General features: G+C 67.8%; 22 protein-coding genes. 9 read left to right on the top strand and 13 right to left on the bottom strand.

What is annotated here, in order from left to right:
- The first annotated feature begins 34 nt into the window (after positions 1 to 34).
- Positions 35 to 1465 carry an amino acid permease gene (locus J8M50_RS10100; protein WP_010355304.1) on the top strand — a complete coding sequence of 477 codons (1431 nt, stop codon included), beginning with the start codon at positions 35 to 37 and terminating at the stop codon, positions 1463 to 1465.
- On the opposite strand, the gene J8M50_RS10095 is transcribed toward J8M50_RS10100, so the two are convergent.
- Positions 1452 to 3143 (bottom strand): serine/threonine-protein kinase, encoded by a 1692-nt coding sequence (locus J8M50_RS10095; RefSeq protein ID WP_050987278.1) that lies wholly within the window; start codon positions 3141 to 3143, stop codon positions 1452 to 1454. The genes J8M50_RS10100 and J8M50_RS10095 overlap by 14 nt on opposite strands.
- Positions 3144 to 3380: 237 nt before the next feature.
- Between J8M50_RS10095 and J8M50_RS10090 the strand changes: the two genes are divergently transcribed.
- Positions 3381 to 4100 (top strand): LPXTG cell wall anchor domain-containing protein, encoded by a 720-nt coding sequence (locus J8M50_RS10090; protein WP_010355302.1) that lies wholly within the window; start codon positions 3381 to 3383, stop codon positions 4098 to 4100.
- A gap of 199 nt (positions 4101 to 4299) precedes the next feature.
- Here J8M50_RS10090 and J8M50_RS10085 read toward each other — a convergent pair whose 3' ends face one another.
- Positions 4300 to 4881 carry a biotin transporter BioY gene (locus J8M50_RS10085; protein ID WP_029184082.1) on the bottom strand — a complete coding sequence of 194 codons (582 nt, stop codon included), beginning with the start codon at positions 4879 to 4881 and terminating at the stop codon, positions 4300 to 4302.
- Positions 4882 to 5100: 219 nt separating this feature from the next.
- On the opposite strand from J8M50_RS10085, the gene J8M50_RS10080 reads away from it, so the two are divergent.
- Both J8M50_RS10080 and J8M50_RS10075 read left to right on the top strand, forming a co-directional pair.
- Positions 5101 to 6465, top strand: coding sequence for an amino acid permease (locus J8M50_RS10080; RefSeq protein ID WP_010355300.1), 1365 nt, complete (start codon positions 5101 to 5103; stop codon positions 6463 to 6465).
- Between the two features lie 105 nt (positions 6466 to 6570).
- The gene (locus tag J8M50_RS10075; RefSeq protein WP_010355299.1) at positions 6571 to 7212 is read left to right on the top strand and encodes a superoxide dismutase; all 642 of its coding nucleotides are present in this window, start codon (positions 6571 to 6573) and stop codon (positions 7210 to 7212) included.
- Positions 7213 to 7332: 120 nt separating this feature from the next.
- Here J8M50_RS10075 and J8M50_RS10070 read toward each other — a convergent pair whose 3' ends face one another.
- Positions 7333 to 8109, bottom strand: coding sequence for an SAM-dependent methyltransferase (locus tag J8M50_RS10070; RefSeq protein ID WP_029184081.1), 777 nt, complete (start codon positions 8107 to 8109; stop codon positions 7333 to 7335).
- Between the two features lie 109 nt (positions 8110 to 8218).
- Between J8M50_RS10070 and J8M50_RS10065 the strand changes: the two genes are divergently transcribed.
- Positions 8219 to 8476, top strand: a complete 258-nt coding sequence (locus J8M50_RS10065) for a hypothetical protein (protein ID WP_010355297.1) — start codon at positions 8219 to 8221, stop codon at positions 8474 to 8476.
- A 733-nt stretch (positions 8477 to 9209) separates the two neighbouring features.
- Here the strand turns inward: J8M50_RS10065 and J8M50_RS10055 are convergent.
- From J8M50_RS10055 to pepN, 3 genes are all read right to left on the bottom strand, one after another.
- Entirely contained in the window at positions 9210 to 10208 is a 999-nt protein-coding gene (locus J8M50_RS10055; RefSeq protein WP_010355296.1) for a putative endonuclease domain-containing protein, read from the bottom strand.
- A gap of 215 nt (positions 10209 to 10423) precedes the next feature.
- Positions 10424 to 11002 carry a dihydrofolate reductase family protein gene (locus J8M50_RS10050; RefSeq protein WP_010355295.1) on the bottom strand — a complete coding sequence of 193 codons (579 nt, stop codon included), beginning with the start codon at positions 11000 to 11002 and terminating at the stop codon, positions 10424 to 10426.
- A gap of 128 nt (positions 11003 to 11130) precedes the next feature.
- Positions 11131 to 13680, bottom strand: a complete 2550-nt coding sequence (gene pepN / locus J8M50_RS10045) for an aminopeptidase N (protein WP_010355294.1) — start codon at positions 13678 to 13680, stop codon at positions 11131 to 11133.
- Positions 13681 to 13869: 189 nt separating this feature from the next.
- Here pepN and J8M50_RS10040 point away from each other — a divergent pair, with 189 nt between their 5' ends.
- Positions 13870 to 14508 carry a mycothiol-dependent nitroreductase Rv2466c family protein gene (locus J8M50_RS10040; RefSeq protein WP_010355293.1) on the top strand — a complete coding sequence of 213 codons (639 nt, stop codon included), beginning with the start codon at positions 13870 to 13872 and terminating at the stop codon, positions 14506 to 14508.
- 4 nt (positions 14509 to 14512) lie between these two features.
- On the opposite strand, the gene J8M50_RS10035 is transcribed toward J8M50_RS10040, so the two are convergent.
- Positions 14513 to 14761, bottom strand: coding sequence for a hypothetical protein (locus J8M50_RS10035; RefSeq protein ID WP_010355292.1), 249 nt, complete (start codon positions 14759 to 14761; stop codon positions 14513 to 14515).
- A gap of 227 nt (positions 14762 to 14988) precedes the next feature.
- On the bottom strand, positions 14989 to 15492 hold the full coding sequence (locus J8M50_RS10030) for a GNAT family N-acetyltransferase (RefSeq protein WP_010355291.1): 504 nt from the start codon (positions 15490 to 15492) through the stop codon (positions 14989 to 14991).
- A gap of 936 nt (positions 15493 to 16428) precedes the next feature.
- On the opposite strand from J8M50_RS10030, the gene J8M50_RS10025 reads away from it, so the two are divergent.
- Positions 16429 to 16983, top strand: a complete 555-nt coding sequence (locus J8M50_RS10025; protein ID WP_010355290.1) for a hypothetical protein — start codon at positions 16429 to 16431, stop codon at positions 16981 to 16983.
- Here the strand turns inward: J8M50_RS10025 and J8M50_RS10020 are convergent.
- The gene (locus J8M50_RS10020) at positions 16943 to 17548 is read right to left on the bottom strand and encodes a VanZ family protein (protein WP_010355289.1); all 606 of its coding nucleotides are present in this window, start codon (positions 17546 to 17548) and stop codon (positions 16943 to 16945) included. The two genes, J8M50_RS10025 and J8M50_RS10020, sit on opposite strands and share 41 nt — an antisense overlap.
- A 101-nt stretch (positions 17549 to 17649) precedes the next feature.
- On the bottom strand, positions 17650 to 18075 hold the full coding sequence (locus J8M50_RS10015) for an ATP-binding protein (RefSeq protein ID WP_010355288.1): 426 nt from the start codon (positions 18073 to 18075) through the stop codon (positions 17650 to 17652).
- A gap of 206 nt (positions 18076 to 18281) precedes the next feature.
- On the opposite strand from J8M50_RS10015, the gene J8M50_RS10010 reads away from it, so the two are divergent.
- Both J8M50_RS10010 and J8M50_RS10005 read left to right on the top strand, forming a co-directional pair.
- Complete coding sequence (locus J8M50_RS10010; RefSeq protein ID WP_010355287.1) at positions 18282 to 19163, top strand: helix-turn-helix domain-containing protein; 882 nt, start codon at positions 18282 to 18284, stop codon at positions 19161 to 19163.
- Between the two features lie 2 nt (positions 19164 to 19165).
- Positions 19166 to 19378, top strand: coding sequence for a DUF397 domain-containing protein (locus J8M50_RS10005; protein ID WP_010355286.1), 213 nt, complete (start codon positions 19166 to 19168; stop codon positions 19376 to 19378).
- On the opposite strand, the gene J8M50_RS10000 is transcribed toward J8M50_RS10005, so the two are convergent.
- The 3 genes from J8M50_RS10000 to J8M50_RS09990 all read right to left on the bottom strand — a co-directional run bounded on the left by J8M50_RS10000 (position 19350) and on the right by J8M50_RS09990 (position 22344).
- Positions 19350 to 20507: a glycosyltransferase gene (locus J8M50_RS10000; protein ID WP_029184079.1), complete on the bottom strand. Its 1158-nt coding sequence runs from the start codon at positions 20505 to 20507 to the stop codon at positions 19350 to 19352. The two genes, J8M50_RS10005 and J8M50_RS10000, sit on opposite strands and share 29 nt — an antisense overlap.
- A 111-nt stretch (positions 20508 to 20618) precedes the next feature.
- Positions 20619 to 21803: a serine hydrolase domain-containing protein gene (locus J8M50_RS09995; RefSeq protein ID WP_010355284.1), complete on the bottom strand. Its 1185-nt coding sequence runs from the start codon at positions 21801 to 21803 to the stop codon at positions 20619 to 20621.
- A gap of 91 nt (positions 21804 to 21894) precedes the next feature.
- On the bottom strand, positions 21895 to 22344 hold the full coding sequence (locus J8M50_RS09990) for an NUDIX domain-containing protein (RefSeq protein WP_029184078.1): 450 nt from the start codon (positions 22342 to 22344) through the stop codon (positions 21895 to 21897).
- Between the last annotated feature and the right edge of the window lie 86 nt (positions 22345 to 22430).

Below are 22430 nucleotides of genomic sequence, written 5' to 3'. Positions count from 1 at the left end.
CTCCCCTCCCCCACGCCGCGCAAAGGACGTCCCCATGACTTCGCCCCCGACTCTCTCCAAGGCTCCCGAGAACCCCCAGGAACCCGGCCCCGGTCTCCAGGCGGGACTGAAGAACCGGCACCTGTCGATGATCGCGATCGGCGGGGTGATCGGCGCCGGTCTGTTCGTCGGGTCGAGCACCGGCATCGCGACAGCGGGGCCCGGCATCCTCCTGTCGTACGCGCTCGTCGGCACGCTCGTGGTGTTGGTGATGCGGATGCTGGGTGAGATGTCCGTGGCGAACCCGACGTCGGGTTCGTTCTCGGCGCACGCGGACCGCGCGCTCGGTCCGTGGGCGGGGTTCACGATCGGCTGGCTGTACTGGTTCTTCTGGGTCGTGGTGCTGGCGGTGGAGGCGACGGCCGGGGCGAAGATCCTGGAGTCGTGGATCCCCGCCGTGCCCCAGTGGGGCTGGGCGCTGATCGTGATGATCGTGCTGACCGCCACGAACCTGGTCTCGGTCGGCTCGTACGGCGAGTTCGAGTTCTGGTTCGCCGGGATCAAGGTCGTCGCGATCGGCGCGTTCATCGTGGTCGGCGGGCTCGCGGTGTTCGGGGTGCTGCCGGGTGTGGACAGCGACAAGGCGGGGCTCGGGAACCTCACGGACCACGGCGGCTTCCTGCCGAACGGCGCCGGGGCGATCCTCACCGGCGTACTGCTCGTCGTCTTCTCCTTCATGGGGAGTGAGATCCCGACGCTGGCGGCGGGTGAGTCGGAGAACCCGCAGCAGGCGGTGACGAAGGCGACGAACAGTGTGATCTGGCGGATCGCGGTGTTCTACCTGGGGTCGATCTTCGTGGTGGTGACGCTGCTGCCGTGGAACGACCCGTCGATCAAGGAGGAGGGGTCGTACGTCGCGGCGCTCGACTCCCTCGGCATCGCGCACGCCGGGCAGATCATGAACTTCATCGTGCTGACGTCGGTGCTGTCGTGTCTCAACTCCGGTCTGTACACGGCGTCCAGGATGGCGTTCTCGCTCGGCCAGCGCGGGGACGCGCCGAAGGCGTTCGCGCGGACCACCTCGCGGGGTGTGCCGCTGGCGGCGATCCTGTCGTCCGTGGTGTTCGGGTTCGTCGCGGTGTTCTTCAACTACGCGTACCCGGACTCGGTGTTCCTGTTCCTGGTCAACTCCTCCGGCGCCGTCGCCCTGTTCGTGTGGCTGGTCATCTGCCTCTCGCAGCTGCGGATGCGGAAGATCATCCAGGCCGAGGCGCCGGAGAAGCTCGTCGTGAAGATGTGGCTGTACCCGTATCTGACGTGGGCGACGGTCGGGTTGATCGTGTTCGTGCTCGGTTACATGCTGACCGATACGGAGCACGACGGGCGTACGACGGTGCTGTTGTCGCTGCTCGTCGCGGCCGGGGTGCTCGCCGTGGCCGTCGTGAAGTCGCGGCTGCGCGCGCGGGACGGCGTCACAGCACGGTGAAGCTCGTCTTCACCTCCTCGTAGACCTTGAGGGCACTCTCCTCCACGCCCGGCTGGTACCACGTGTTGACCTGGAACGACTTTCCGTCCTGGTCGAACCCGAGGAGCCGGGCGTGCCAGGGGGTGCCCTTCAGGGTGAACGTGTACTCCCACACGACCGCCGGGTTGCCTCTGAACTCCGTCTCCTCCAGGCGGAGTTTGCGGTAGTTCTGGCCACGGTGCGCGTCCTGCTCGGACTTGCGCCAGGAGTCGATCAACGTGCCGCGTGCGAGGGCGGACTTGGCGAGGAGTTCCTGGGTGCCGTCGGGGGACGTGTAGTGGACCTCGGCGCCGGTCTTCACGTCCCGCCGCCAGCCGGCGGGGGTCTTCCAGGCGTAGCCGCCGGCTTCTTCGTGGGTGCCGGGGGGTGGGGTGCGGGGGTGGGTGGTTCCCTCGACTGTGGGGGTGGGGGCGGGGGTTGTCGTGGCGCCGGTCGCTTCGTTGTCGGCGCCGCCGCCGGAGGTGAGGAGGACGGCGGTGACGATGATCGCGGCCACCGCGGCTACTCCGGCTGCGGCGAAGGCTGTTGTGCGGCGGTGGCGGGGTGGGTCTTGGGGGGTGGTGGGGGGTGGGGGGAAGGGGGAGGGGGGTGTCCTGGGCGGACGGGAGAACGGCGTGGTGGTGAGGTCGGGTGGGGGTGGGGGTGTGGTGGCGAGGTCGGGGTGGGGTGACGGCGGGGGTGGCAACTCGGCCTGGGCGGGCTCGGCTTGGGCGAGTTGTGACGCGTAGGGGAGCTGAGTCGGCTGGGGCGGCTGAGGTACTTGCGGTGCCTGTGCTGCTTGCGGTGCCTGCATTGCCTGCGGTGGCTGTATTGCCTGCGGCGTATGTGTTGCCTGCGGCGCCTCCCCGTACCCCGGCTCGAACCCCACCCGTACCGTCGGCGTCGGTTCCGGGAACGCCACTCTGCGCAGCTCCGTCTCCAACTCGGCGAGGTCCGGGCGTCCTTCGGGTTCCTTCGCCAGCAGCCGTTCCAGTACCCCGCCCAACTCCCCCGCGCCGTCCGGGAGTCGAGGCTCCTCGTACAGGACCGCGTGCAGCGTCGCCATCGTCGTGTCGCGCGCGAAGGGTGAGTGACCGGCGAGTGCCGCGCACAGCGTCGCTCCCACCGACCAGATGTCGGACGGCGGGCCCTGCGGGCGGCCGGAGATACGCTCGGGGGCCATGTAGTCGGGGGAGCCGACGAGCATGCCGACCATCGTGAGCGCCTTGGCGTCCTGGATCGCGGCGATGCCGAAGTCGGTGAGGACGACCCGGTCGCCGTCGCCCTCGACCAGGACGTTCCCGGGTTTGATGTCCCGGTGCAGGACGCCCCGCGCGTGGACCCGCTGGAGCGCGGCGACGAGTCCGAGGCCGACCCTGGCGGCGGCGACGGGGCCGAGGGGGCCGTCCTCCACGGTGATCCGCTCCAGGGAGCGGCCCCGCACCAACTCCATGACGATCCACAGGAGTTCGCCCTCGTCGACGACGTCGTAGACACGGACCACGTTGGGGTGGTCGATGCGGGCGGTCGCGCGGGCCTCGCGCAGGGTGCGTTCGCGGCGGGTCCTGGTGTCCTCCGCGTCGGTGCCGTCGATGCGTATTTCCTTCACCGCGACCAGGCGGTCGAGGATTTCGTCGGCGGCCCGCCACACCCGCCCCATTCCCCCCTGCCCAATACTCTCGACCAATCGATATCGCCCGGCCACCAAAAGCCCGGGAACACCGCCGCTGCTGCTGTTCCTCGGCAATCCACTGCTCCCTTTCACCGGCCGTACCACCAGAAACACAATGGTCACACTTCAGGCCGTACCAGCATAGTGGCGGGAAATCTTGTGGTACCTCTTCAAGTACCGCGAATTCAGGTGCGGTATCAGGGGGAGCGAAAGAGGGGGACGGACATGAGTTCTCGACACGGTACGGCTGCCGCCGGTGCGGCCGTCGTGGCCGGGCTGGCCGCGTTGCTGGTCCTGGCGCCGCAGGCGGGCGCGGACGAGGGGCCCGGCAGCGGCATGGGCGGCAAGGCGGTCGATCCCGCGCCGGCCGGCGTCAAACTGACCACGACACTTCCCGAGCGCATCTCGGTCGACAACAGCACCAGCAAAACCACCCTCACCGCGACCGTGAAAAACGAGGGCACGAAGGAGAGCGGCGCGATCAGGCTCCTGGTCGTCGGTTTCGAGGGCCTTTCGATCAACAGCGTAGAAGGCTGCACGCAACTCCCGAAAGAAAACCTCCCCGAGGGCTCGAACAGCGGTTTCAATTGCCCGATAGACACCCTAGCGGCGGGCGCAACCAAGTCGTACAAAGTCAACGCGACATACGACCTCAAAAAGCAGGGCAAGATCTGCCTCCCCGTCCAATCGGCGGACGGCAAAAAGACGTACTGGCAACAGGGCCCGGTCCCCTTCGGCGCATCCAACCCGGCCCCCAACGCCCCCGCAACCCCCCTCCTCCTGGGCACGGACAACAAGCCGGTAACCCCGGGAGGAGACCAACTCCCCAACACGGGCCCGGCAGATGAGTTGTTGCCCTTGGGAGCAGCGGGAGCCGCACTCCTGACGGCAGGAGCAGCGGGCCTGTGGTGGTCGCAACGCCGCCGCGGGGAGCAACTCCGGTAGGAGAGCGGGGAGTATCTCCGGCAGGAGAAACGCCAAAGAGGCTCGCGAGCGAAACTCGCGAGCCTCTCAGTGCCGGGCAACAGTCGGTCTTTTAGGAGCGCAACCAGCCCCCGCCGCACTCACAACGAACGGCCACCGTCGATCTTTTAGGGGCGCGGGGAACTGCGCGAACAACCCCCACCGGCCCGCACCCGACCAACTACCGCCGTTCGAGCAACTTCCACACCCCCGGCACCAACCCCATCGCCAACGCCGCCTTCAACGCATCGCCGAGCAAGTACGGCGTAAGCCCAGCGGCAACCGCCTGAGACGCCGACATGTCCGCCGCGTACGCGAGATACGGCACACCGACCGCGTAGATCAACGCCTCCCCCAACACCACAGCCCCGGCCATCCGCCACACGTTCCGATCAGCCCCCCGCCGAGCCAACGCCCCGACAACCGTCGACGCCAGCAGCAACCCAAGGACGTACCCGAACGACACCATCCCCGCCCCGGACGCCCCCTGCGCGAACCACGGCACGCCGGCCACCCCGGCAACGGCGTACAGCGCAAGCGCGAGGAACCCCCGCCCCGCACCCAGCGACGTACCAACGAGCAACGCGGCGAAGGTCTGACCAGTGACCGGCACCGGAGAACCGGGCACCGGAACCGCGATCTGGGCCGCGAGCCCGGTGAGAGCCGCGCCGCTCATGACGAGCGAGGCGTCGCGGACGCGACCGGCAGGGAGGAGGTCGGCGAGGACCCGCCCGGGGGCGGACGTGGCGGCGAGGATGCTCATGCAGGACTCCGCGAGGACGGTGAGTAAAGGGGACCTAAGGACGCTATCCCAGCCCCCCACCCCCGCGAACCGTCAGGCGTCGACAAACGGCAGGTCAACGCATTGGTGGGCTCTACACAAACCGCTCCCCCACACGTGATCCCGGTCACGGATCGAACGTGACCGGCGTCGATAGGGTGAACGTTTTGCCCACCTAGCCGCATTGGACGAGCCGCGCCCATGCCCATACGCACCACCTCGGAGACCCCCGCCACCGCGCCCGGTCTCACGCACGCCCTCAAACAACGCCACCTCTCGATGATCGCCCTCGGCGGAGTCATCGGCGCCGGCCTGTTCGTCGGCTCCGGTTCCGGCATCGCCGCCGCCGGCCCCTCGATCGTCCTCGCCTACGCCCTGTCCGGCGCCCTCGTGATGCTGGTGATGCGGATGCTGGGCGAGATGTCGGCGGCGTACCCGTCGTCGGGCTCGTTCTCCGCGCACGCCGAGCGCGCGATCGGCCCGTGGGCCGGGTTCACGGTCGGGTGGGCGTTCTGGATCCTGCTCTGCACGGTCGTCGGACTGGAGGGCATCGGCGCCGCGAAGATCGTGACGGGGTGGCTGCCGGGGACGCCGGAGTGGCTGTGGGTCGCCCTGTTCATGGTTGTGTTCTGCGGAATGAATCTCGCGGCCGTGAAGAACTTCGGCGAGTTCGAGTTCTGGTTCGCGGCGCTGAAGGTCGGGGCGATCTCCCTGTTCCTGGTCCTCGGCGTGCTGGCGATCGCGGGCCTGCTCCCCGGCACGGACGCGCCGGGCACCGCGAACCTCACGGACTTCCTCCCGAACGGCGGCGAGGGTTTCGTGATCGGCCTGCTCGCGACGGTTTTCGCGTACGGCGGTCTGGAGACCGTCACGATCGCGGCGGCCGAGTCGGAGGACCCCGTACGGGGTGTGGCGAGCGCGGTCCGCACCGCGATGTGGCGCATCGCGCTGTTCTACGTCGGCTCGATGGCCGTCATCGTGACGCTGGTCCCGTGGAACGCGAAGGAGGTCACCGCGAAGGGCCCGTACGTCGCCGCGCTCGACCACCTCGACATCCCGGGCGCCGGTCAGCTGATGAACGTCATCGTCCTGGTCGCGCTGCTCTCCGCGATGAACGCGAACATCTACGGCGCCTCGCGCATGGCGTACTCGCTGGTGGAGCGGGGGCAGGCGCCGCGTGCGCTGGGCGCCGTGTCCGGTGGGGTGCCGCGGGTCGCCGTACTCGTCTCGTCGGTCGTCGGGTTCGGGTGCGTGCTGCTGAGTTACTGGCGGCCGGACGACGTCTTCATGTGGCTGCTGAACATGATCGGCGCGGTCATCCTCGTCGTCTGGATCTTCATCGCCGTCTCGCAGTTGCGGCTGCGGGGGCGTACGGCGCCGGAGCGGCTGGCCGTGCGGATGTGGGGGTTTCCGTGGCTGACGTGGGTTGCGCTGGCGGGGATGGTCGCGGTGTTCGTGCTGATGGCGCGGGAGGGGGATACGCGGACGCAGCTCGTGTGGACGGGGGCGATGACTGTGGTGCTGGCGGGGGTTGGGTACGGGTGGCAGCGGGCGCGGAAGGGGTGACGCGGGGGGGGGTCTGCCGGGGCTGGGGTTCTTGCTGTGATCCTCTAACTGCAAGTATCTTGCAACAAGAAGCTGTGCGCAGGAAAGGTTCTGAGAGGACCCCCCATGCCCGTCTACACGCTGCCTGAACTCCCGTACGACTACTCCGCGCTCGCCCCCGTCATCAGCCCGGAGATCATCGAGCTGCACCACGACAAGCACCACGCGGCGTACGTGAAGGGTGCCAACGACACGCTGGAGCAGCTCGCGGAGGCGCGGGACAAGGAGGTGTGGGGGGCGGTCAACGGGCTGGAGAAGAACCTCGCGTTCCATCTCTCCGGGCATGTCCTGCACTCCATCTACTGGCACAACATGACCGGCGACGGGGGTGGCGAGCCCCTCGCGGCCGACGGGGTCGGGGAGTTGGCCGACGCGATCGCCGAATCCTTCGGGTCCTACGCGGGGTTCAAGGCGCAGCTCACCAAAGCCGCTGCCACGACGCAGGGTTCGGGGTGGGGGGTGCTCGCGTACGAGCCGCTGAGCGGGCACCTGATCGTCGAGCAGGTCTACGACCATCAGGGGAACGTGGGGCAGGGGTCGACGCCGATCCTCGTCTTCGACGCGTGGGAGCACGCGTTCTATCTCCAGTACCGGAACCAGAAGGTCGACTTCATCGACGCGATGTGGGCGGTCGTCAACTGGCAGGACGTGGCGCGGCGTTATGCGGCGGCGAAGTCCCGTACGGATGTGTTGCTGCTGAACCCCTGAGGTTCTGATGCTCTTTTAGGCGTCCTGCCTCGTGATCGTCTTCTCAACTGTCACCGGGGCAGGCGGATTGAGGGAGACCCCCGTGAGGACGTGACTCACGGGGGTTTCCTGTATGGGGAGTTACGGCTTACGCCCGAGGCCTCCGTGCTGGCCGATCGGCGTCGTGCTCGCGCCGGGTTCCGGGCGCCACAGCGGTACGGAGACGACTCCCGGCTCGACGAGGTCCAGGCCCTCGAAGTAGCCCTCGATCTCGGGGATCGGGCGCAGGAAGTAGGGGACGGCGCCGGTCTCGTTGTAGCCGTCCTGGGCGTGCTCGTACGCCGGGTCCGTGCCCCGGGAGCCCTCGTTGAGGGAGAGGTAGCTGCCCGAGGGGAGCCCGGCGAGGAACCCGCGGACCAGGTCGCGGGCGCGGTCGTAGCCGTCGACGTGGCCGAGGATGCCGCTGAGGATCAGGGCGACGGGCTGGTCCAGGTCGAGGGTCCGGCCGGCGGCCTCGATGATGCGCTCGGGGTCGTACAGGTCCAGGTGCTCGTACGCGGTCTTGCCCTCCGGCGAGGAGTACAGCAGCGTACGCGCGTGCGCGAGGATCAGCGGGTCGTTGTCGACGTACACGATCTTCGACTCGGGGGCGTACCGCTGGGCGACCTCGTGGGTGTTGTCGGCGGTGGGCAGCCCCGTACCGACGTCCAGGAACTGCCGCACGCCCGCCTCTTCCACGAGGTACCGGATGGAGCGGCCCAGAAAGGCGCGGCTGCTGCGCGCAATGGTCACAATGCCGGGAAAGACGGCGGTGTAGGCGTCACCCGCCGCCTCGTCCACCGGGTAGTTGTCCTTGCCACCGAGCCAGTAGTTCCAGATACGGGCCGAGTGGGGCACCGTGCTGTCGATCTTCGTCATGCGGTCCATGGTGCACTCTGGGGGAAGTGGCGCGCGAGGGCTTGGGGTTGATGGGTGCGGGGGAAGCCCTGAAGCCGCCGCTTTCCGCCCGTTCGCGAGATGCTGAAGCATGGCCAAGGCTCACAACCCCAGAAGCTGGCGCGTCGAGACCGCCGGTGCGCACATCGGGCTGGCGTGTACCGCCGTCATCTTGGCGGTCGTCTTCCACTTCGGTGGGCTGCGCCGGGCGTTGCTCGTCTTCGGAGGGTTCCTCGTCTGGTTCCTGCTCGCCCTGACCGTGATCCTCATCCGAGGCCGACGAGGCGGCGACGCTCTCCGAAGGGCTTACGTGGCAACCTTCGGCTGGGGTGACTACGTCACGCCGTGAGGGGCCGTCCAGCCCCGGAGGCGATGCTGACACTGCCGGGTCCGTGGAGAGACTTCGGCAGTGCCGGGAACCGGGGGAACGTCAAAGCGCGCTCGCGCCGACGTCCGGTCGGTCAGGGGCCTGCTGAAAAATTCGGAGAGGGGTTGGGCATGATGGCAGCCAAAGCTGGTGAAGTCACGCTCAGGCGGCGATCCTGGCTTGTCTTTGGCGGAGCGATGATCCTAGGGCTCGGTATCGGAATGGTCGGGGCGGTCTATGGGTGACCTCGGTGAACGGGTTCCGGACCGGCTGGCAAGGCATACCCGCCTTTTTGGTGACCGCCGCCATCGTTGGCCGGATCTCGAACAGCAAAGTGGTCCTGAGTGGCGATGTGCTCACGGTCGTGAATCCGTTGCGTAGTCACGTCATTCCGAGGTCGGCGATCCGCAGAGTTGAGGTTGATACCGGTGGGACGCTTGTGGTTCGGATCGGTGGGGAAGCCGCGCTGAGGATCAATGGCTGGCTTCGTGCGGGTGGTGGGGCCGACGCTGGGGGGCCTCGGGTCCAGTGGACTCGGTGTCTGAGTGCCGATGTGTCGCTTGCCCTGTGTGTGCTCACGGTGGGAGTCGGCGCGGTGTGGATGGCGTTCAGCGGTAGTTGACCGTTTTCTGCGCGGAGGAGGGGGCACCCGGCGTGATGACCAGGTGCCCCCTCCTTTCCCCCGGGAGGGTGCTGCTTCGGTTCCCCTCCTGCTTTACCGGGGCAGCACCACGACGTAGGCGGACGGGGGGCGGTCGGCTGCGGTGAGGAGTGCTGTGTGGAGCACCATCGCCTGTTGTTCCATCGACTCGCGGAGTTTGCGGGGGGTGATGTGGACGACCGTGATGCCGAGGCGTTCCAGGGTTTCGCGTTTGCGGGCGTGGTCCGTCCAGAGGGTGTCGTCGTTGTGGTGGGGGGTGCGGATGTCGAGTTCCAGGGCGACCGCGTGGTCCGGCCAGTACGCGTCGAGGCCGCCGAGGTGGGGGCCGCCGGGGAGGCGGAGGTCGACGTTCCAGAGGGGGTCGGGGAGGGCGTGGTCGCGGACCAGGCGGTAGAGGCGGTTCTCCGCCAGGGCCCGGCTCTCGGCCATCAACGAGTCCACCGCGTCCACGACATGCGGTCGCGTCAACAGCTTCGCCCGGCTCAACTCCCGTACCGCCGCCGCAGGTTCACAGTGACCGTCCCGTACCGCCTCCGCCATCAGGCGCCGTACGACGCCGGTGTCCGTAAGGCCGGAGAGCGCGTCGGCGAGAGCGCGAGCGGCAGGAGCCACGGGAACGCCGTCCAGGAGCAGCGGAGTTGGCGGGGTCGCCGTGCGGATGATGCGGACGTACCCCGTGGAGCGCAGGCGGCGCAGGCGGGGGACCAGGACGTCGATGTGGTCGTGGGTGGGGAGCGAGGTGAAGCCGTGCAGCCGCAGCGCCGCGAGGCCGGTGAGCATGGACTCGGCGTCGGGGGCGCCTTGCCGGGGAATCGCACCCCGCCCCGAACTCCGGTTCTCCCGCGCCGCGTACAGCAGCGCCCCCCGTACCCGCTCCTCGTCGCTCAGTTGCCCGGCGTGCAGCGCGTACACCCCCGGCAGCACCTGCTGCCAAGGCCCGCCGGGCCGGCAGCGTTCGTTCGTCTCGGCCTGGGAGACGCCGTGGGAACGGAGTTGAGGGGTCGTCAGGAGGGAGTCGGTGGCGGCGCAGCTGCGGGGGGTGTCGGCGTTCATGGAATCGGGATTCCCGCGCTCGGCCCGCGCTTTAACCGGTGTTACACGCTCGTCGATAAATGCGGACAACGCCGTACTAAAGGACGGATGTTCGGATGCCGATAAGCGCCCGAAAATCGCTGGTCCAAGGGGAGAGAGCCGGAGGTTACGGGTTCGATTACCCGAATTCCGTAACGGTCACCGACAGCGGAATTAATGGCCCTAGGGCCAAAGCTTCAGGCATGCAGCGTGGGCCGGTACACGAGTTCCTGAGTACGCCCGTCGAACGTCCGGCTCCCGATCAGTTCGAGGTCGAAGTCGGCGGCGCCCTCGAAGACCCGGTAGGTCCCGGTCCGGCCGCTGAGCACGGGGAAGATCGTCAGCTGGACGCGGTCGACGAGCCCCGCGGCCAGCAGCGCCCGGTTCAGCGACAGGCTGCCGTGCGAGCGCAACGGCACGTCGGACTCCTTCTTGAGGCGGGCGACGACGTCGACGGCGTCGCCGGGCGCGACGGTCACGTCCGGCCAGGCGAGGGGTCCGGTGAGCGTCGTCGACACCACGGTCGTCGGCAGGGAGCGCATCCGGGAGTTCACCGGATCGAGGTCGGCCTCGGGAATCGGGCCCAGCAGTTTCAGGAACTGCCGGTAGGTGTTGGCCCCGAGGACCATCCGCTGCTCTTCGCGCATCTCGGCGAGGCGGTTGGCGAGGAATTCGGGGCCCTGCTTTCCCCAGTAGCCGCCCCAGTCGCCGTCGGGACCGTAGGAGCCGTAGCCGTCGAGGGTGGCGAAGACGTCCCAGGTGTAGGTGGCGGTCATGGCGATCTCCTCAAGTGCGGCGACGGTTGCTGTGGATACAGACGGGGAACCGCCGCGAAACTCATCGCACTTGGAACATCAAAAAGCGGGGCCGACGAAAACGCCGGCCCCGCCCGACACCAACTCCCCTACACCCCCTGCGCCTTCAGCGCCCGAGCCAGATCGTCCCGCCCCTCCAGCACCAGCCGCCGCAACGCGGGCGCAGCCTCCTCGTGCGAGGCCAACCACGCATCGGCCGCCCCCAACACCTCCCGCTCAGCCCCCGGCAAGGGATACGCCGGGAACAGCCCCGACACCACGTCCACCCCGATCTGGATGGACCGGTCGGCCCACACCCGCTCGATGGAGTCGAAGTACTTGGCGACGTAAGGCGCGGTCAACTCCCGCTGGGACGACCGGGCGAACCCGGCGATGGTCGCCCCGACGAGCGCGTTGGACAGCGCGTCCCCCTCGACGACCTGCGCCCAGGCCTGCGCCTTGACGGCGGCGGACGGACGGGACGCGAGGCACCGTACGTGGTGCCGCTTCCCGGAAGCCGTGTCGTCCCGGACCAGCTCGGCCGCCAACTCCCCTTCCCCCACGGCCCCGTGAGAAGCGAGGGCATCGAGGAACGTCCACCGCAGCTCCTGGTCCACATCGAGCCCGGCGATCTTCTCGGTCCCGTCGAGCAACCCCCGCAGCAGCCCCAGGTCTTCGGCGGAGGAAGCGCCCGACGCGAAGAACCGGGCCCACGCGAGCTGAGGTTCACTACCCGGCTGGGCGGCACGAAGGTCCCGCAGCGCGACCCGGGCGACCAACGCCTCCGCGTCCGAACGCCCCGCAGCGGGAACGTAGTTGACGAGCGCTGACCCGGCCCAGGCGTGGAGCATCTGCAACACCCCGATGTCGGACTCCCGTTGGGCGAACCGCCCCACCAACTCCACGAAGTCCAGGGCGGGAAGCAGCGCGTCCCGCGTCAGATTCCACAGCGCGGACCAGCACAGGGCGCGGGCGAGCGGGTCGGCGATGTCCCCGAGGGACTCCCGCAGCGTCTCCAACGACCGTGCGTCGAAACGGATCTTGCAGTACGTCAGGTCGTCGTCGTTGACGAGCACGAGGTCGGGTGCCTCGGCGCCGGCCAGCTCCGCTACGACCGTCCGCTCCCCGGTGACGTCCACCTCGGCCCGCGCGTACCGTACGACCCCGTCGGCAGGGGTCCGGCGGTACAGCCCCACGGCGACCCGGTGCGGACGGGCGGGCAACTCCTCCTGGAGCACGGCGAGTTCAGCGACCCGTCCGTCAACAACCCGAACCTCGGGGGTCAGCGAGTTGAGGCCGGCCGTCTGGAGCCAGGACTGGGCCCAAGTCCCCATGTCCCGCCCGCTGGTCTCCTCCAGGACGGACAGCAGGTCCCCAAGTCGCGTGTTCCCGTAGGCGTGCCGCTTGAAGTAGCGCCGCGCGCCTTCGAGAAACGCGTCCTGACCGACGTACGCGACAAGCTGCTTCAGTACGGAAGCCCCCTTCGCGTACGTGATCCCGTCGAAGTTGAGCTTCGCGTCCTGGAGGTCGCGGATGTCGGCGGTGACCGGGTGCGTGGAGGGGAGCTGATCCGCCCGATAGGCCCAGGATTTACGGCGGTTGGCGAACGTGATCCACCCGCCCTCGAAGCGGGTCGCGCCGACGAGGGAGAACGCGCCCATGAAGTCCGCGAAGGACTCCTTGAGCCACAGGTCGTCCCACCACTCCATGGTGACGAGGTCGCCGAACCACATGTGCGCCATCTCGTGGAGGATGACGTTCGCGCGGGCCTCGTACGACGCCTGCGTGACCTTGCCCCGGAAGATGTACTCCTCGCGGAAGGTCACGAGACCGGGGTTCTCCATCGCGCCGAGGTTGTACTCGGGGACGAACGCCTGGTCGTACTTCCCGAAGGGGTACGGGTAGTCGAAGTGGTCGTGGAAGAAGTCGAGCCCCTGCTTGGTGACGAGGAAGACGTCGTCCGCGTCGAAGTGCGGGGCGAGACCCTTGCGGCACATGGCGCCGAGGGGGATCTCCAGCGTCGTACCGTCATCGAGCGTCCGCGCGTACGAATCCGTCACGTAGTGGTAGGGACCGGCCACCACACAAGTGATGTACGTCGAGATGGGTTTCGTCTCGGCGAACCGCCATACGCCGTCCGTCTGCGTCCCAACTCCGTTGCTCCATACGGTCCATCCCTCGGGCGCCCGCACCTCGAAGCGGAACGGCGCCTTGAGGTCCGGCTGTTCGAAGTTGGCGAACACCCGGCGGGAGTCGGCCGGTTCGTACTGCGTGTAGAGGTAGACCTCGCCGTCCTCGGGGTCGACGAAGCGGTGCATGCCTTCGCCGGTACGGGAGTACGCGCACTGCGCGTCGACGATCAGCTCGTTCTCGGCGGCCAGGTCCTCCAGGGCGATGCGGGAGCCGTCGAACACCTCGCCGGGGTCGAGGTCGCGGCCGTTCAGGGAGACGGCGGTGACGCTCGGCGCGATCAGGTCGGCGAAGCTCGTCGCGCCGGGCTCGGCGCAGCGGAACCGGAGCGTGGTCACCGAGCGGAAGGTGCGGTCGCCGACCGGGTCGCCCACGGCCGAACGCAGGTCGAGGGACACCTCGTACGCGTCGACCGACAGCAGCGCGGCCCGCTCCCTGGCCTCGTCGCGGGACAGATTCTCACCAGGCACCGGCGGTACTCCCTCAGACAGTCGTGGACTCGGCGCGACCTGTTTCGCGGTACGCCTGGACAGCACCGATCCTGCCATGCGCGCCTGACCGGACACATGAGGGAACACCACCGGGAATGGTTGACCCGGGTCGTACGTTGGCACGGGAATACTCCGTCATTCCCCGCCGTGGCGCTCTTGAGGAGAGACATGTCCGAGAAGACCCCCGTCGACTTCTGGTTCGACCCCCTGTGCCCCTGGGCCTGGATGACCTCCCGCTGGGTCCTGGAGGTCCAGAAACAGCGCGACATCGACATCCGCTGGCACCCCTTCAGCCTCGCCGTCCTCAACGAGGACAAGCTCGACCAGCTTCCCGAGGAGTACCGGGAGCTGCTCGCGACGAAGGCGTGGAAGCCGATCCGGGTCGTCACCGCGGCCTGGCAGAAGCACGGTGACTCCGTCGTCGGGCCGCTCTACACCGCGCTCGGTACGCGCTTCCACAACAACGGCGAGGGGCCGACCCTCGAAGCGATCGCCGGTGCGCTGGAGGAGGTCGGTCTTCCCGCCGATCTCATCGACTACGCCGAGCAGGAGGACTTCGAGTTCGACGCCGAGCTGCGTGCGTCGCACAAGGAGGGGATCGACAAGGTCGGGCAGGACGTCGGTACGCCGATCATCGCTGTGCCCGGTCCTGAGGGTAAGGAAGTCGCCTTCTTCGGTCCCGTCGTGACCCCGGCTCCCAAGGGTGACGCCGCGCTTCGCCTGTGGGACGGCACGATCGCCGTCGCCTCCGTGCCGGGTTTCTACGAGATCAAGCGGACCCGTACGCAGGGGCCGATCTTCGAGTAGGCGCTCAGGATTCCGGCCGGATCTGCATCTCCTCCGGCAGGTTTCCGCCCATCGTCCACTTGTCCTTCCGCTGGATGCGCCGGCAGCCTGTGCCGGTGCACCGGTGGTAGGCCGACGGGCGGAACCGTTCTCCCTGCTCGCTCTCGAACTTGCTCATGACCTGCGCCGCTGCGGCGATCTCGGCACCCTCCAGGTCTCGGAATCGCTGCTGTGGTCCTTTGCAGGTGGGGTTGGGGCATCGGACGTGGGACATGTGGGCCTCCTCTCGGCGGGGGGAGGAGCATAGGGCGTGGGGCGGGTGGAGGGGTGGGTTCCGCGGTTTTGACGTACGTCATGCTTCTGCGTGCGGTGACTTTTTCACGGACTCGGCGTCGCCCTCGCTGAGGAGGATGCTTGTCTCGCCGTGTTCCGGTGAGGTGTACGTGAGTGTTGTCAGGCCGGGTCGCTGCGAGCATGAAGCCCCGGGAGCGTGCTCTCACGTCACGGCAACGAGCGTGTGAGCCAGACCACTTCACCGTTGTCTTCCGTGGAAACGTGATCCCGCTCGAACCCGAGCTTCTCAAGGACACGGAGCGACGGTGTGTTCCACGCACCGACAGTCGACCAGAGCCGTTTCCGCCCGGTCGCGATAGCGGCATCGAGCACCGCGCCGGCCGCCTCGGTGGCGTAGCCACGCCCATGCGCGCGCTGGAACAGCTCATACGCGATTTCAGGCTCCTCCACAGTGGAACGGCCGATGATCAGCCCGCAGTAGCCGATGAAGTCGCCTTCGTCGCGGCGCTGGATGGGCAACAGGGCGATCCCCGTAGTCGCCGTCGCGGTGAGCAGCTCCGCGATGGACGTCCGGATGTGTTCAACCGTGGGGGTCCCCTTGCCGCGTTCGGAGAGGAGGGCGCAGAACTCAGCGGCGTCCGACTCAGCCCACGGCCGCAGTATCAGCCGCTCGGTCTCAAGGTGGAACGGCATCGTCTCGTACGTAGTCATGCCCCCACTTTGCCCCACGGATCATCACGAACTGCAGCTGGAGTACTGGCCTCGATTCTTCGGTGGGTTTGGTCGTTGAGTGGCCCGGCGGTTCGCCCGTAATTTCCCTCGCCGTGTGAGGGTGGGCCGTCGCGTGTCACTGCGGAGTGCGCCGGGTTCCACGGGCCCGGAGGAGCGTCTCTGCTGCCGGGGATGTTCGCGCCGGGCTACCAGAGATCGCGTCGAGGACACTCCACCTTCGGCAATCACCCTACGGAGCGGACGGGGCTGGCGCGGGTTGTCGGGTTGAGGTGGGGGCTCGGCGTGGATGTGGGGTGGGGCGCTGAGGGGTTCGACGGAGGTGGGTGGGTAGGGATGGCGGGGATACGGTTTGGGCCGGGGGTTCGGGGAGGGGCGACGAAATGTCCGGTTCCCGGGAAGCGATGAGAAACGGTGGCTCGCCTGGGTAAAGGGCCAGGTCATGGACTGTGGTCCCCGCGCACGCGGGGATGTTCCCGAAAAAAGCCAGGTCGGAAACCATTCCGCCGTGTGGTCCCCGCGCACGCGGGGATGTTCCCCCGGGCGTGTGCGTGACCTGGACCGTCCGCTCGTGGTCCCCGCGCACGCGGGGATGTTCCCCCGGGCGTGTGCGTGACCTGGACCGTCCGCTCGTGGTCCCCGCGCACGCGGGGATGTTCCCATCCCCTCTCGGCCCGCGAGAGGGGTCACGCTGTGGTCCCCGCGTACGCGGGGGTGTGGAGAGATTTCCCTGTTGGCCTGGAGCGTCCAATGCGGTCAGCGAAATTGAGGGAGGCGGCTGTCACGGTGATCGTGATGCGGTCTGTGGACGGTTAGGGCGAGGTTCAGTGGGCGGCATGCGGAGTCTTTAGGGAGACCCGATAATCAGGCCGACGTCGAATTCGCGGAATTAGCCTGTTCTGACCTCAAAGGGGAGACGTGAATCGAGCCACCAGCACCTTGCTGTCCTTCTCTGCCGCGCTGATCAGTATCGGGGTGACCGTCGCTCCGGCCAGTGCAGCCGATTCCTCGCGTATCGGTCCCGTGCATGTGTCCAGGGGCAGCGGCGAGGAGATCATCCTGTTCGACAAAGGTTCTGAGTTCAGGTCGGAATCCGGATCAGCCAGCGGTGAAGTCGGCTTCCGCGGTGGATCGTTCACATGGGTCGCCGATTTTCAGATCGGGTTCGAGTCCCGCCACTACACCGCAGTCGACGCAGGCACCCACCGGATTCAGATCAACGGCATCTCCAACACCAGCGGGTCACCGTCGGCAGGCTGCGGCTCGTCCCAGGAAGTACAGGTGACACTCCACAGTGAGGACTTTCCCGGTGATGACTCACACGGCATGAAGACCCTGCCCTGCTCCGGCGGAACCGTGAGCTGGACCGGCAGGCCGGCCGACACCTACTACTTCTATGTACGTGTCACCGGCAACTGGGACAGTGACGACCTCACGAGCCGTCGTGCGACCGGTACGACCAGCTATCCCTGATAGGTACGGTCTCGGGTCGGTCGGTGCTTCGTGGTTGCCACCAGTTGCGGGTCAGCAGTGCTCCCGCCACCGCGCCCGCCGTGTTGAGCAGGACATCGTCCGTGGACGATACGCGGCCCACCGCCAGTGCGTACTGGGTGATTTCCACGGCCGTCGAGAGGAGTGCCGCGATGGTGGCCACCCGTCCCAGGGTTCTGGAACGGCGACTCCGGATTGGTAGAAGGGCACCGAAAACTAGGAGCAGTGCCGTGTTTCCGCCGACGTTGAGGAGTGTGACGTCCGAGAAAGCCAGTTGGGAGGAGGCGAATGAGGCCGACAGTTCGCCGAACGGCATCAGGCTCAGCGTTCGCTGGTTTCCGTATCCCTGGGACAGCGTGACGTAGAGGTACGGCAGGAGCGACGCGATCAGCAGGCCGTCCAGGAGTACGTCGCGTCTTACGTCAGCCGGAGTTCTGTTCCGGCGGCGCCAGTTGTGGAACGTCCAGGCCAAGCCGAGGCATGTCGGTACGCCGAGAAGGACAGCCGTCGCGAGTTCGTCCGCGTACGAGTTCCAGGCCCAACTCACGTTCGCCTCCTGCGCCGACGGCGAGTTCCGTCCGCCGAGCGTATGGCTCGGTGACCGTGCGGATTCGTTGGCGTGGCGGGTGGTTGGACCGGAACTGGTGTTCAGCGCTGCGGGAGGTGGGCCGTGATCGTTTTGCCGAGTTCCTGGTGGGGGTGCCAGGAGAGGTGGGTGGTGAGGGCGGTGACCACCTGGAGGCCGCGGCCGGCCTCGGTCGTGGGGGTTTCGCAGAGGGTGGGGAACGTGAGGGTGGGGTCCGAGACCTCGATCAGGAGGGTGTTCTCCTCGTCCTCCAACAGGGCCAGGTGGAGCCAGAGTTCGTGGCCGGGGCGGCGGGCGTGGCGGATCGCGTTCGCTACCAGTTCCGAGACGATCAGGATCGCGTCGTCCTTGTTGCCGGGCCAGTTCCAGAGGGTGAGGCGGCGGAGGGTTTGGCGGCGGGCGAGGGGGACGCTCCGCAGCGTCATGGGGTAGCTCATGTTCCAGGATTCGGTGACGGGGGTGGTGGGGGTGGGGACGGGGGTGGTCATGTGGGGTCCGGTCCTTTCGGTTGCCGCTGTGGGTCCACGGTGGCGGGGTGGGCCGTTCGACTGCAATCGAAAGTCCGCTGAATCATCAGTGATGGACGAAGTGGACTATGCCTGAATCTGAGCATTCGCCTGCGCCGGTCGCACACGGAGTGCCACACTCTGCACACGGTCACTTGCCGTACGCACGACAGCACAGAGAGGTGCACATGGCAGCCAAGCGCGGGCGCACCGCCCAACGACTCGAACTCGGCCTTCAGATGCGTCATTTGCGGGAGAACTGCGGGCTCGGCGACCGGGGTGGGGTGCTCTCCCGGAAGCAGGCAGTCGTGGGGCTGAAGATCTCCGAGGCGTCCTTGCAGCGGATCGAGTCGGGCGCGCTCAACTTCCGCAACGTCGGTGATCTGCGCAAGCTGTTGGACAAGTACGGGGTCACCGATCCCGACATCATCGACGGGCTGATCAGCCTCAACAAGGAGTCGAACCGGCAGGATTGGCTGACCCAGTACCGGGGGTTGATGCCCACGGGGATGCCCGGCTTCGTGGGGCTGGAGCCCGAGGCTCACTCCATGAGGGCCTATCACCCCTCGCTGATCTACGGCCTGTTGCAGACGGAGCGGTACGCGACCGCCGTGCACGAGGTGCAGAAGCCGGTCGAGGAGTACACCTCGGAGTTCATCAGCCAGAGCGTGGAGTTGCGGATGCGGCGCCAGGAGGTACTCACCCGCGAGAACCCCGTCGAACTGCACGTCATCCTGGGGGAGGCTGGTCTCCGGTACCCGATCGGGGGTCCCGACGTCATGCGTGAGCAGTACGGTCAAGTCGAGGAGATGGCCTCGTGGGACCACGTCACGATCCAGGTGCTGCCGTTCCGGCCGAGCTACCGTTCCCCCGACGACTTCGCGATCCTCGACTTCGGCGACGAATTCCCGCCACGTGTGCAGGTGGACAGCGCTTGGGGTTCAGTCTCCACTTCCGACAAACCTCGTGAAGTCAACCGGTTCGCACGGAGGTTCAGCTCCATGACAGCATCAGCACTGCCTCCTGAGGACACCCCTGCCTTCCTGCACCGACTAGAACGAGAGCTGTAGTCATGCACAAGCGTTACACCGCGCCAGAACTCGCCGCCGACCAGGCATGGTTCAAGTCGTCCTACAGCACCGGCGGCCAGAACTGCCTTGAAGTCGCCGACCTCGCCCCCCACATCGGCATCCGCGACTCCAAGAACCCCACCGGCCCCGCCCTGTTGCTCCCCCTCACCTCCTGGTCCCCCTTCCTCACGCACCTGCGCGCGACCTCCGCGTAGCCCGCCCACTCACCCGGTCCAGCAACGCCGCATACGACGCGATCATCCGCGTCCGGCTGAACCGCTCACGGCTCCCGGCGAGGGCAGAGCCCAGCTCCGTCCTCGCCGCGACCGCCTCCGACCACGCGGAAGCGATCGCGCCCGCGTCGAACGGCGTCACCAAGCCATGGCCCGCGACGATGGACGCGCTGTCGCCGACGTCCGTCGTGACCGGGATCGCGCCGCACATCATGCCCTCGATGAGGCACAGGGGAGCCGCCTCGCCCCACGCCGACGTGAGCGCCACGACGTCCGACGCCGCGTACAGCATCTCCATGTCCCGGCGCACGCCGAGCAGGTGCACCCCGGCCCCACCGAGGCCCGCAGAGGCCATCTCCGCCAGCAGCCCGGCGTTCTCCGCACTCATCCCCGCCCCGCACATCAGAACGTGCCCCTCAGGCTCCCTGGACAGCCACTCGGCCGCCGCGCGCAGGAACAGCGGGACGTTCTTCATCGCGTCGTAGCGGGCGGCGAAGACGACGACGGGGGCCGACTCGGAGATCCCCAGCTCCGTACGGACCGCGAGGCGCCGAGCCGCGTCGGGCCGGAAGCGGATCAGGTCGACGCCGTTGGGGATGACGGCCAGCAGCTCGCCGGGGACCCCAGCAGCCTCGTACGCGGCACGGGTCGACTCCGCGCAACAGACCGCCGCCGCGACCTTGCCGTCAGCGATCCCGGCAAGAAGGTCGTCGAGCGCCTGGTTCTCGGGGTCGGACCGGTGCAGCCCGACGACGACGGGACGGCGAGGAAGGCCGGCCTGGTTCAACAGCGCCAGCGGCTGTTCCTTCAGCGACAGGATGACGTCCGCCTCGGCCATCGCCCGAGCCGTATCGGCCAGCTCATCACCGGTGAAGGTGGCCGGATCACCCCCCGCGTACACACGGCCCAGCGCCGTCACCGGCACCCCCGCCGCCGTCAGCTTGCGATAGCACGTGTCGTTCTCCATGCGCTGCCGAGTCGCCTCGCGGTGGACCTCGGAATGCATGCTGAGGACGCGATGGTGCTGGCCCCCCTCGCTCAGGCCCAGCACCACGTCGCTGTGGACGATCCGGGCGCCTCCGGAGAAGAAGCCCTCGTAGACAGACAGCACACGGAGCATTCGCGCTCACCCGCCTTGCACATGTATCAAGCCATCCCCGTGTTGGTGCGGGTTAGCCGATATCAGGCGGTACGGATATTTCCGGCGGATGAACGGGGTGTTTTATTTCGCCAGATCCTGGATGACAGCGAGGTCGGATTCACTCGAACGGCTTGCGCCCGGTGCGGGGTTTCCACAGAATTCCGCTTCGATGACCGGCACGACGTCGCCCGTCCAGTCCGCGTTCAGGTTGAAGGCGACCGCGTGCTTGCCGTCCGCCGTCGTGAGGGCGACGGAACTGGAGCCGTGAATTCCGCCGTCGTGGCCCCAGACGGTGACGCCGCAGGAGAGGGTGCCCCCGCCGATACCGAGGCCGTACCCGGAGGCGGGGTGGACCGTCTTCATCTCCTTGAGCTGGGCCGGAGGCAGGAGTTTGCCCTGGAGGAGGGCGCTGTAGAAGCGGGTCAGATCGGCGGAGGTGGAGATCATCTCGCCCGCCGAGCCCGCGATCGAGGGGTTGAGTTCGGTGACGTCGTACGTCGGCCCGTCGGCCGTCTCCGCGAGCTTGCCGTACGCGCGCGAGGCCGGGCGCGGGAGGGTGACGGAGTTGCCGGGGACCGAAGTGCCCTTGAGGTGGAGGGGGTTGATGATGCGGGTGCGGACTTCCGCGCCGTACGGGTGGCCGGTCGCCTTTTCGATGACCATTCCCGCGAGGATGAAATTCGTGTTGGAGTAGAGCCAGTCGGTGCCGGGTTCGAAGTTCGGGGCGTGGGACATGGCGAGGCCCACGGCATAGGACGGGGTGCGGGGCGTGAAGCGGTTCTTGTAGAACCCGTCCTTCAGGAAGTAGTCGCGCCCGAACTGCTCGTCCTCCGTGTAGTTGTAGATCCCGCTGGTGTGGTTGAGGAGTTGGCGCAGAGTGATACGGCTGCCGTCGTGGCCGTTGCCGTGCACGACGCCCGGCAGCCACTTCTCGACCGTGTCGTCGAGCGACAGCCTGCCCTCCGCCTCCAGTTGGAGCAGGACGGTCGCGACGAACGTCTTGGTGATGCTGCCGACGCGGTAGTGGTCGCCGGCCGAACGCGGCTTGCCGGTACGGAGGTTGCCGACACCGGCGGTCATCGACCAGGTCGCGCCGTTCTCCCGTGCGGTCAGCGTGACGCCGGGTACGCCCTGCTGGACGACGCCCTCGACGGCCTTCCTGGTCGGCCCGTGCGAGGCCGGTGCGGCGGCCAGCGCCGGTGCCGCGAGGGCGACCGTCGCCGTGAGGGCCGTCGCCGCCAGCACCGTCGTACGGAGTCTCTTCATGGGTTTCCCCCTGCTCGTGATCATGCGGTCAGGGGGAGGGACGCCGTCGGATCAGGGGGAGTTGTGCTCGTTCCTGAGGGTTGAGCGGCTTTCAGTCAAAGTGGCCCGTCGCCGGGCGCTCGCGCCAGAGGCGTACGGATCTGGCGACCATGTCGCCCGTCGGGAGGTCCGGCAGGGCGTCGAGGTCGTGCCAGGCCGCGAGGTCCGTGGAGCCGTCCTGTTCGGAGCGCAACTCGCCGCCGGTGACCTTCGCTTCGTAGATCAGGGCCAGGCCGTGGTGGTCGGAGGGGAGGCGCAGGCCGCGCCGGGGAGCGGGGAAGCGGCGGGAGACGACTCCCAGGAGTGCGGTGACCTCGACGTCGTAGCCGGTCTCCTCGCTCAGTTCGCGGACCACCGCGTCGTACGGGTCCTCGCCGTGCTCCACTCCCCCGCCGGGCATGATCCACACGCCGGTGCCGCCGGGTTCGCGGAAGCGCGGCAGGAGGATGCGGTCGTTCTCGACGATCACCGCGTACGCGGCCGTCCTTCGGGTTCTTCTCACAGGCTGGTCACAGCTCCCTCGTAGCCGGTGGGTGGTTTGTCTCGAATTGGCGGTCTGCTACCTAAAGTCCATCGCGGGTTTTCCCC

This window comes from Streptomyces acidiscabies (assembly GCF_020010905.1).
GTDB lineage: Bacteria > Actinomycetota > Actinomycetes > Streptomycetales > Streptomycetaceae > Streptomyces > Streptomyces acidiscabies.
This window is presented reverse-complemented; position numbering and strand designations above follow the sequence as displayed.

Coding starts and splice junctions, on each gene's coding strand:
- J8M50_RS10090 (WP_010355302.1), top strand. CDS start 3,381: ATGAGTTCTCGACACGGTACGGCTGCCGCCGGTGCGGCCGTCGTGGCC.
- J8M50_RS10080 (WP_010355300.1), top strand. CDS start 5,101: ATGCCCATACGCACCACCTCGGAGACCCCCGCCACCGCGCCCGGTCTC.
- J8M50_RS10035 (WP_010355292.1), bottom strand. CDS start 14,761: ATGTCCCACGTCCGATGCCCCAACCCCACCTGCAAAGGACCACAGCAG.
- J8M50_RS10070 (WP_029184081.1), bottom strand. CDS start 8,109: ATGACGAAGATCGACAGCACGGTGCCCCACTCGGCCCGTATCTGGAAC.
- J8M50_RS10015 (WP_010355288.1), bottom strand. CDS start 18,075: ATGACCACCCCCGTCCCCACCCCCACCACCCCCGTCACCGAATCCTGG.
- J8M50_RS10010 (WP_010355287.1), top strand. CDS start 18,282: ATGGCAGCCAAGCGCGGGCGCACCGCCCAACGACTCGAACTCGGCCTT.
- J8M50_RS10065 (WP_010355297.1), top strand. CDS start 8,219: ATGGCCAAGGCTCACAACCCCAGAAGCTGGCGCGTCGAGACCGCCGGT.
- J8M50_RS10005 (WP_010355286.1), top strand. CDS start 19,166: ATGCACAAGCGTTACACCGCGCCAGAACTCGCCGCCGACCAGGCATGG.
- J8M50_RS10095 (WP_050987278.1), bottom strand. CDS start 3,143: ATGGGGCGGGTGTGGCGGGCCGCCGACGAAATCCTCGACCGCCTGGTC.
- J8M50_RS10055 (WP_010355296.1), bottom strand. CDS start 10,208: ATGAACGCCGACACCCCCCGCAGCTGCGCCGCCACCGACTCCCTCCTG.
- J8M50_RS10100 (WP_010355304.1), top strand. CDS start 35: ATGACTTCGCCCCCGACTCTCTCCAAGGCTCCCGAGAACCCCCAGGAA.
- J8M50_RS09995 (WP_010355284.1), bottom strand. CDS start 21,803: ATGAAGAGACTCCGTACGACGGTGCTGGCGGCGACGGCCCTCACGGCG.
- J8M50_RS10085 (WP_029184082.1), bottom strand. CDS start 4,881: ATGAGCATCCTCGCCGCCACGTCCGCCCCCGGGCGGGTCCTCGCCGAC.
- J8M50_RS10040 (WP_010355293.1), top strand. CDS start 13,870: ATGTCCGAGAAGACCCCCGTCGACTTCTGGTTCGACCCCCTGTGCCCC.
- J8M50_RS10075 (WP_010355299.1), top strand. CDS start 6,571: ATGCCCGTCTACACGCTGCCTGAACTCCCGTACGACTACTCCGCGCTC.
- J8M50_RS10050 (WP_010355295.1), bottom strand. CDS start 11,002: ATGACCGCCACCTACACCTGGGACGTCTTCGCCACCCTCGACGGCTAC.
- J8M50_RS10030 (WP_010355291.1), bottom strand. CDS start 15,492: ATGACTACGTACGAGACGATGCCGTTCCACCTTGAGACCGAGCGGCTG.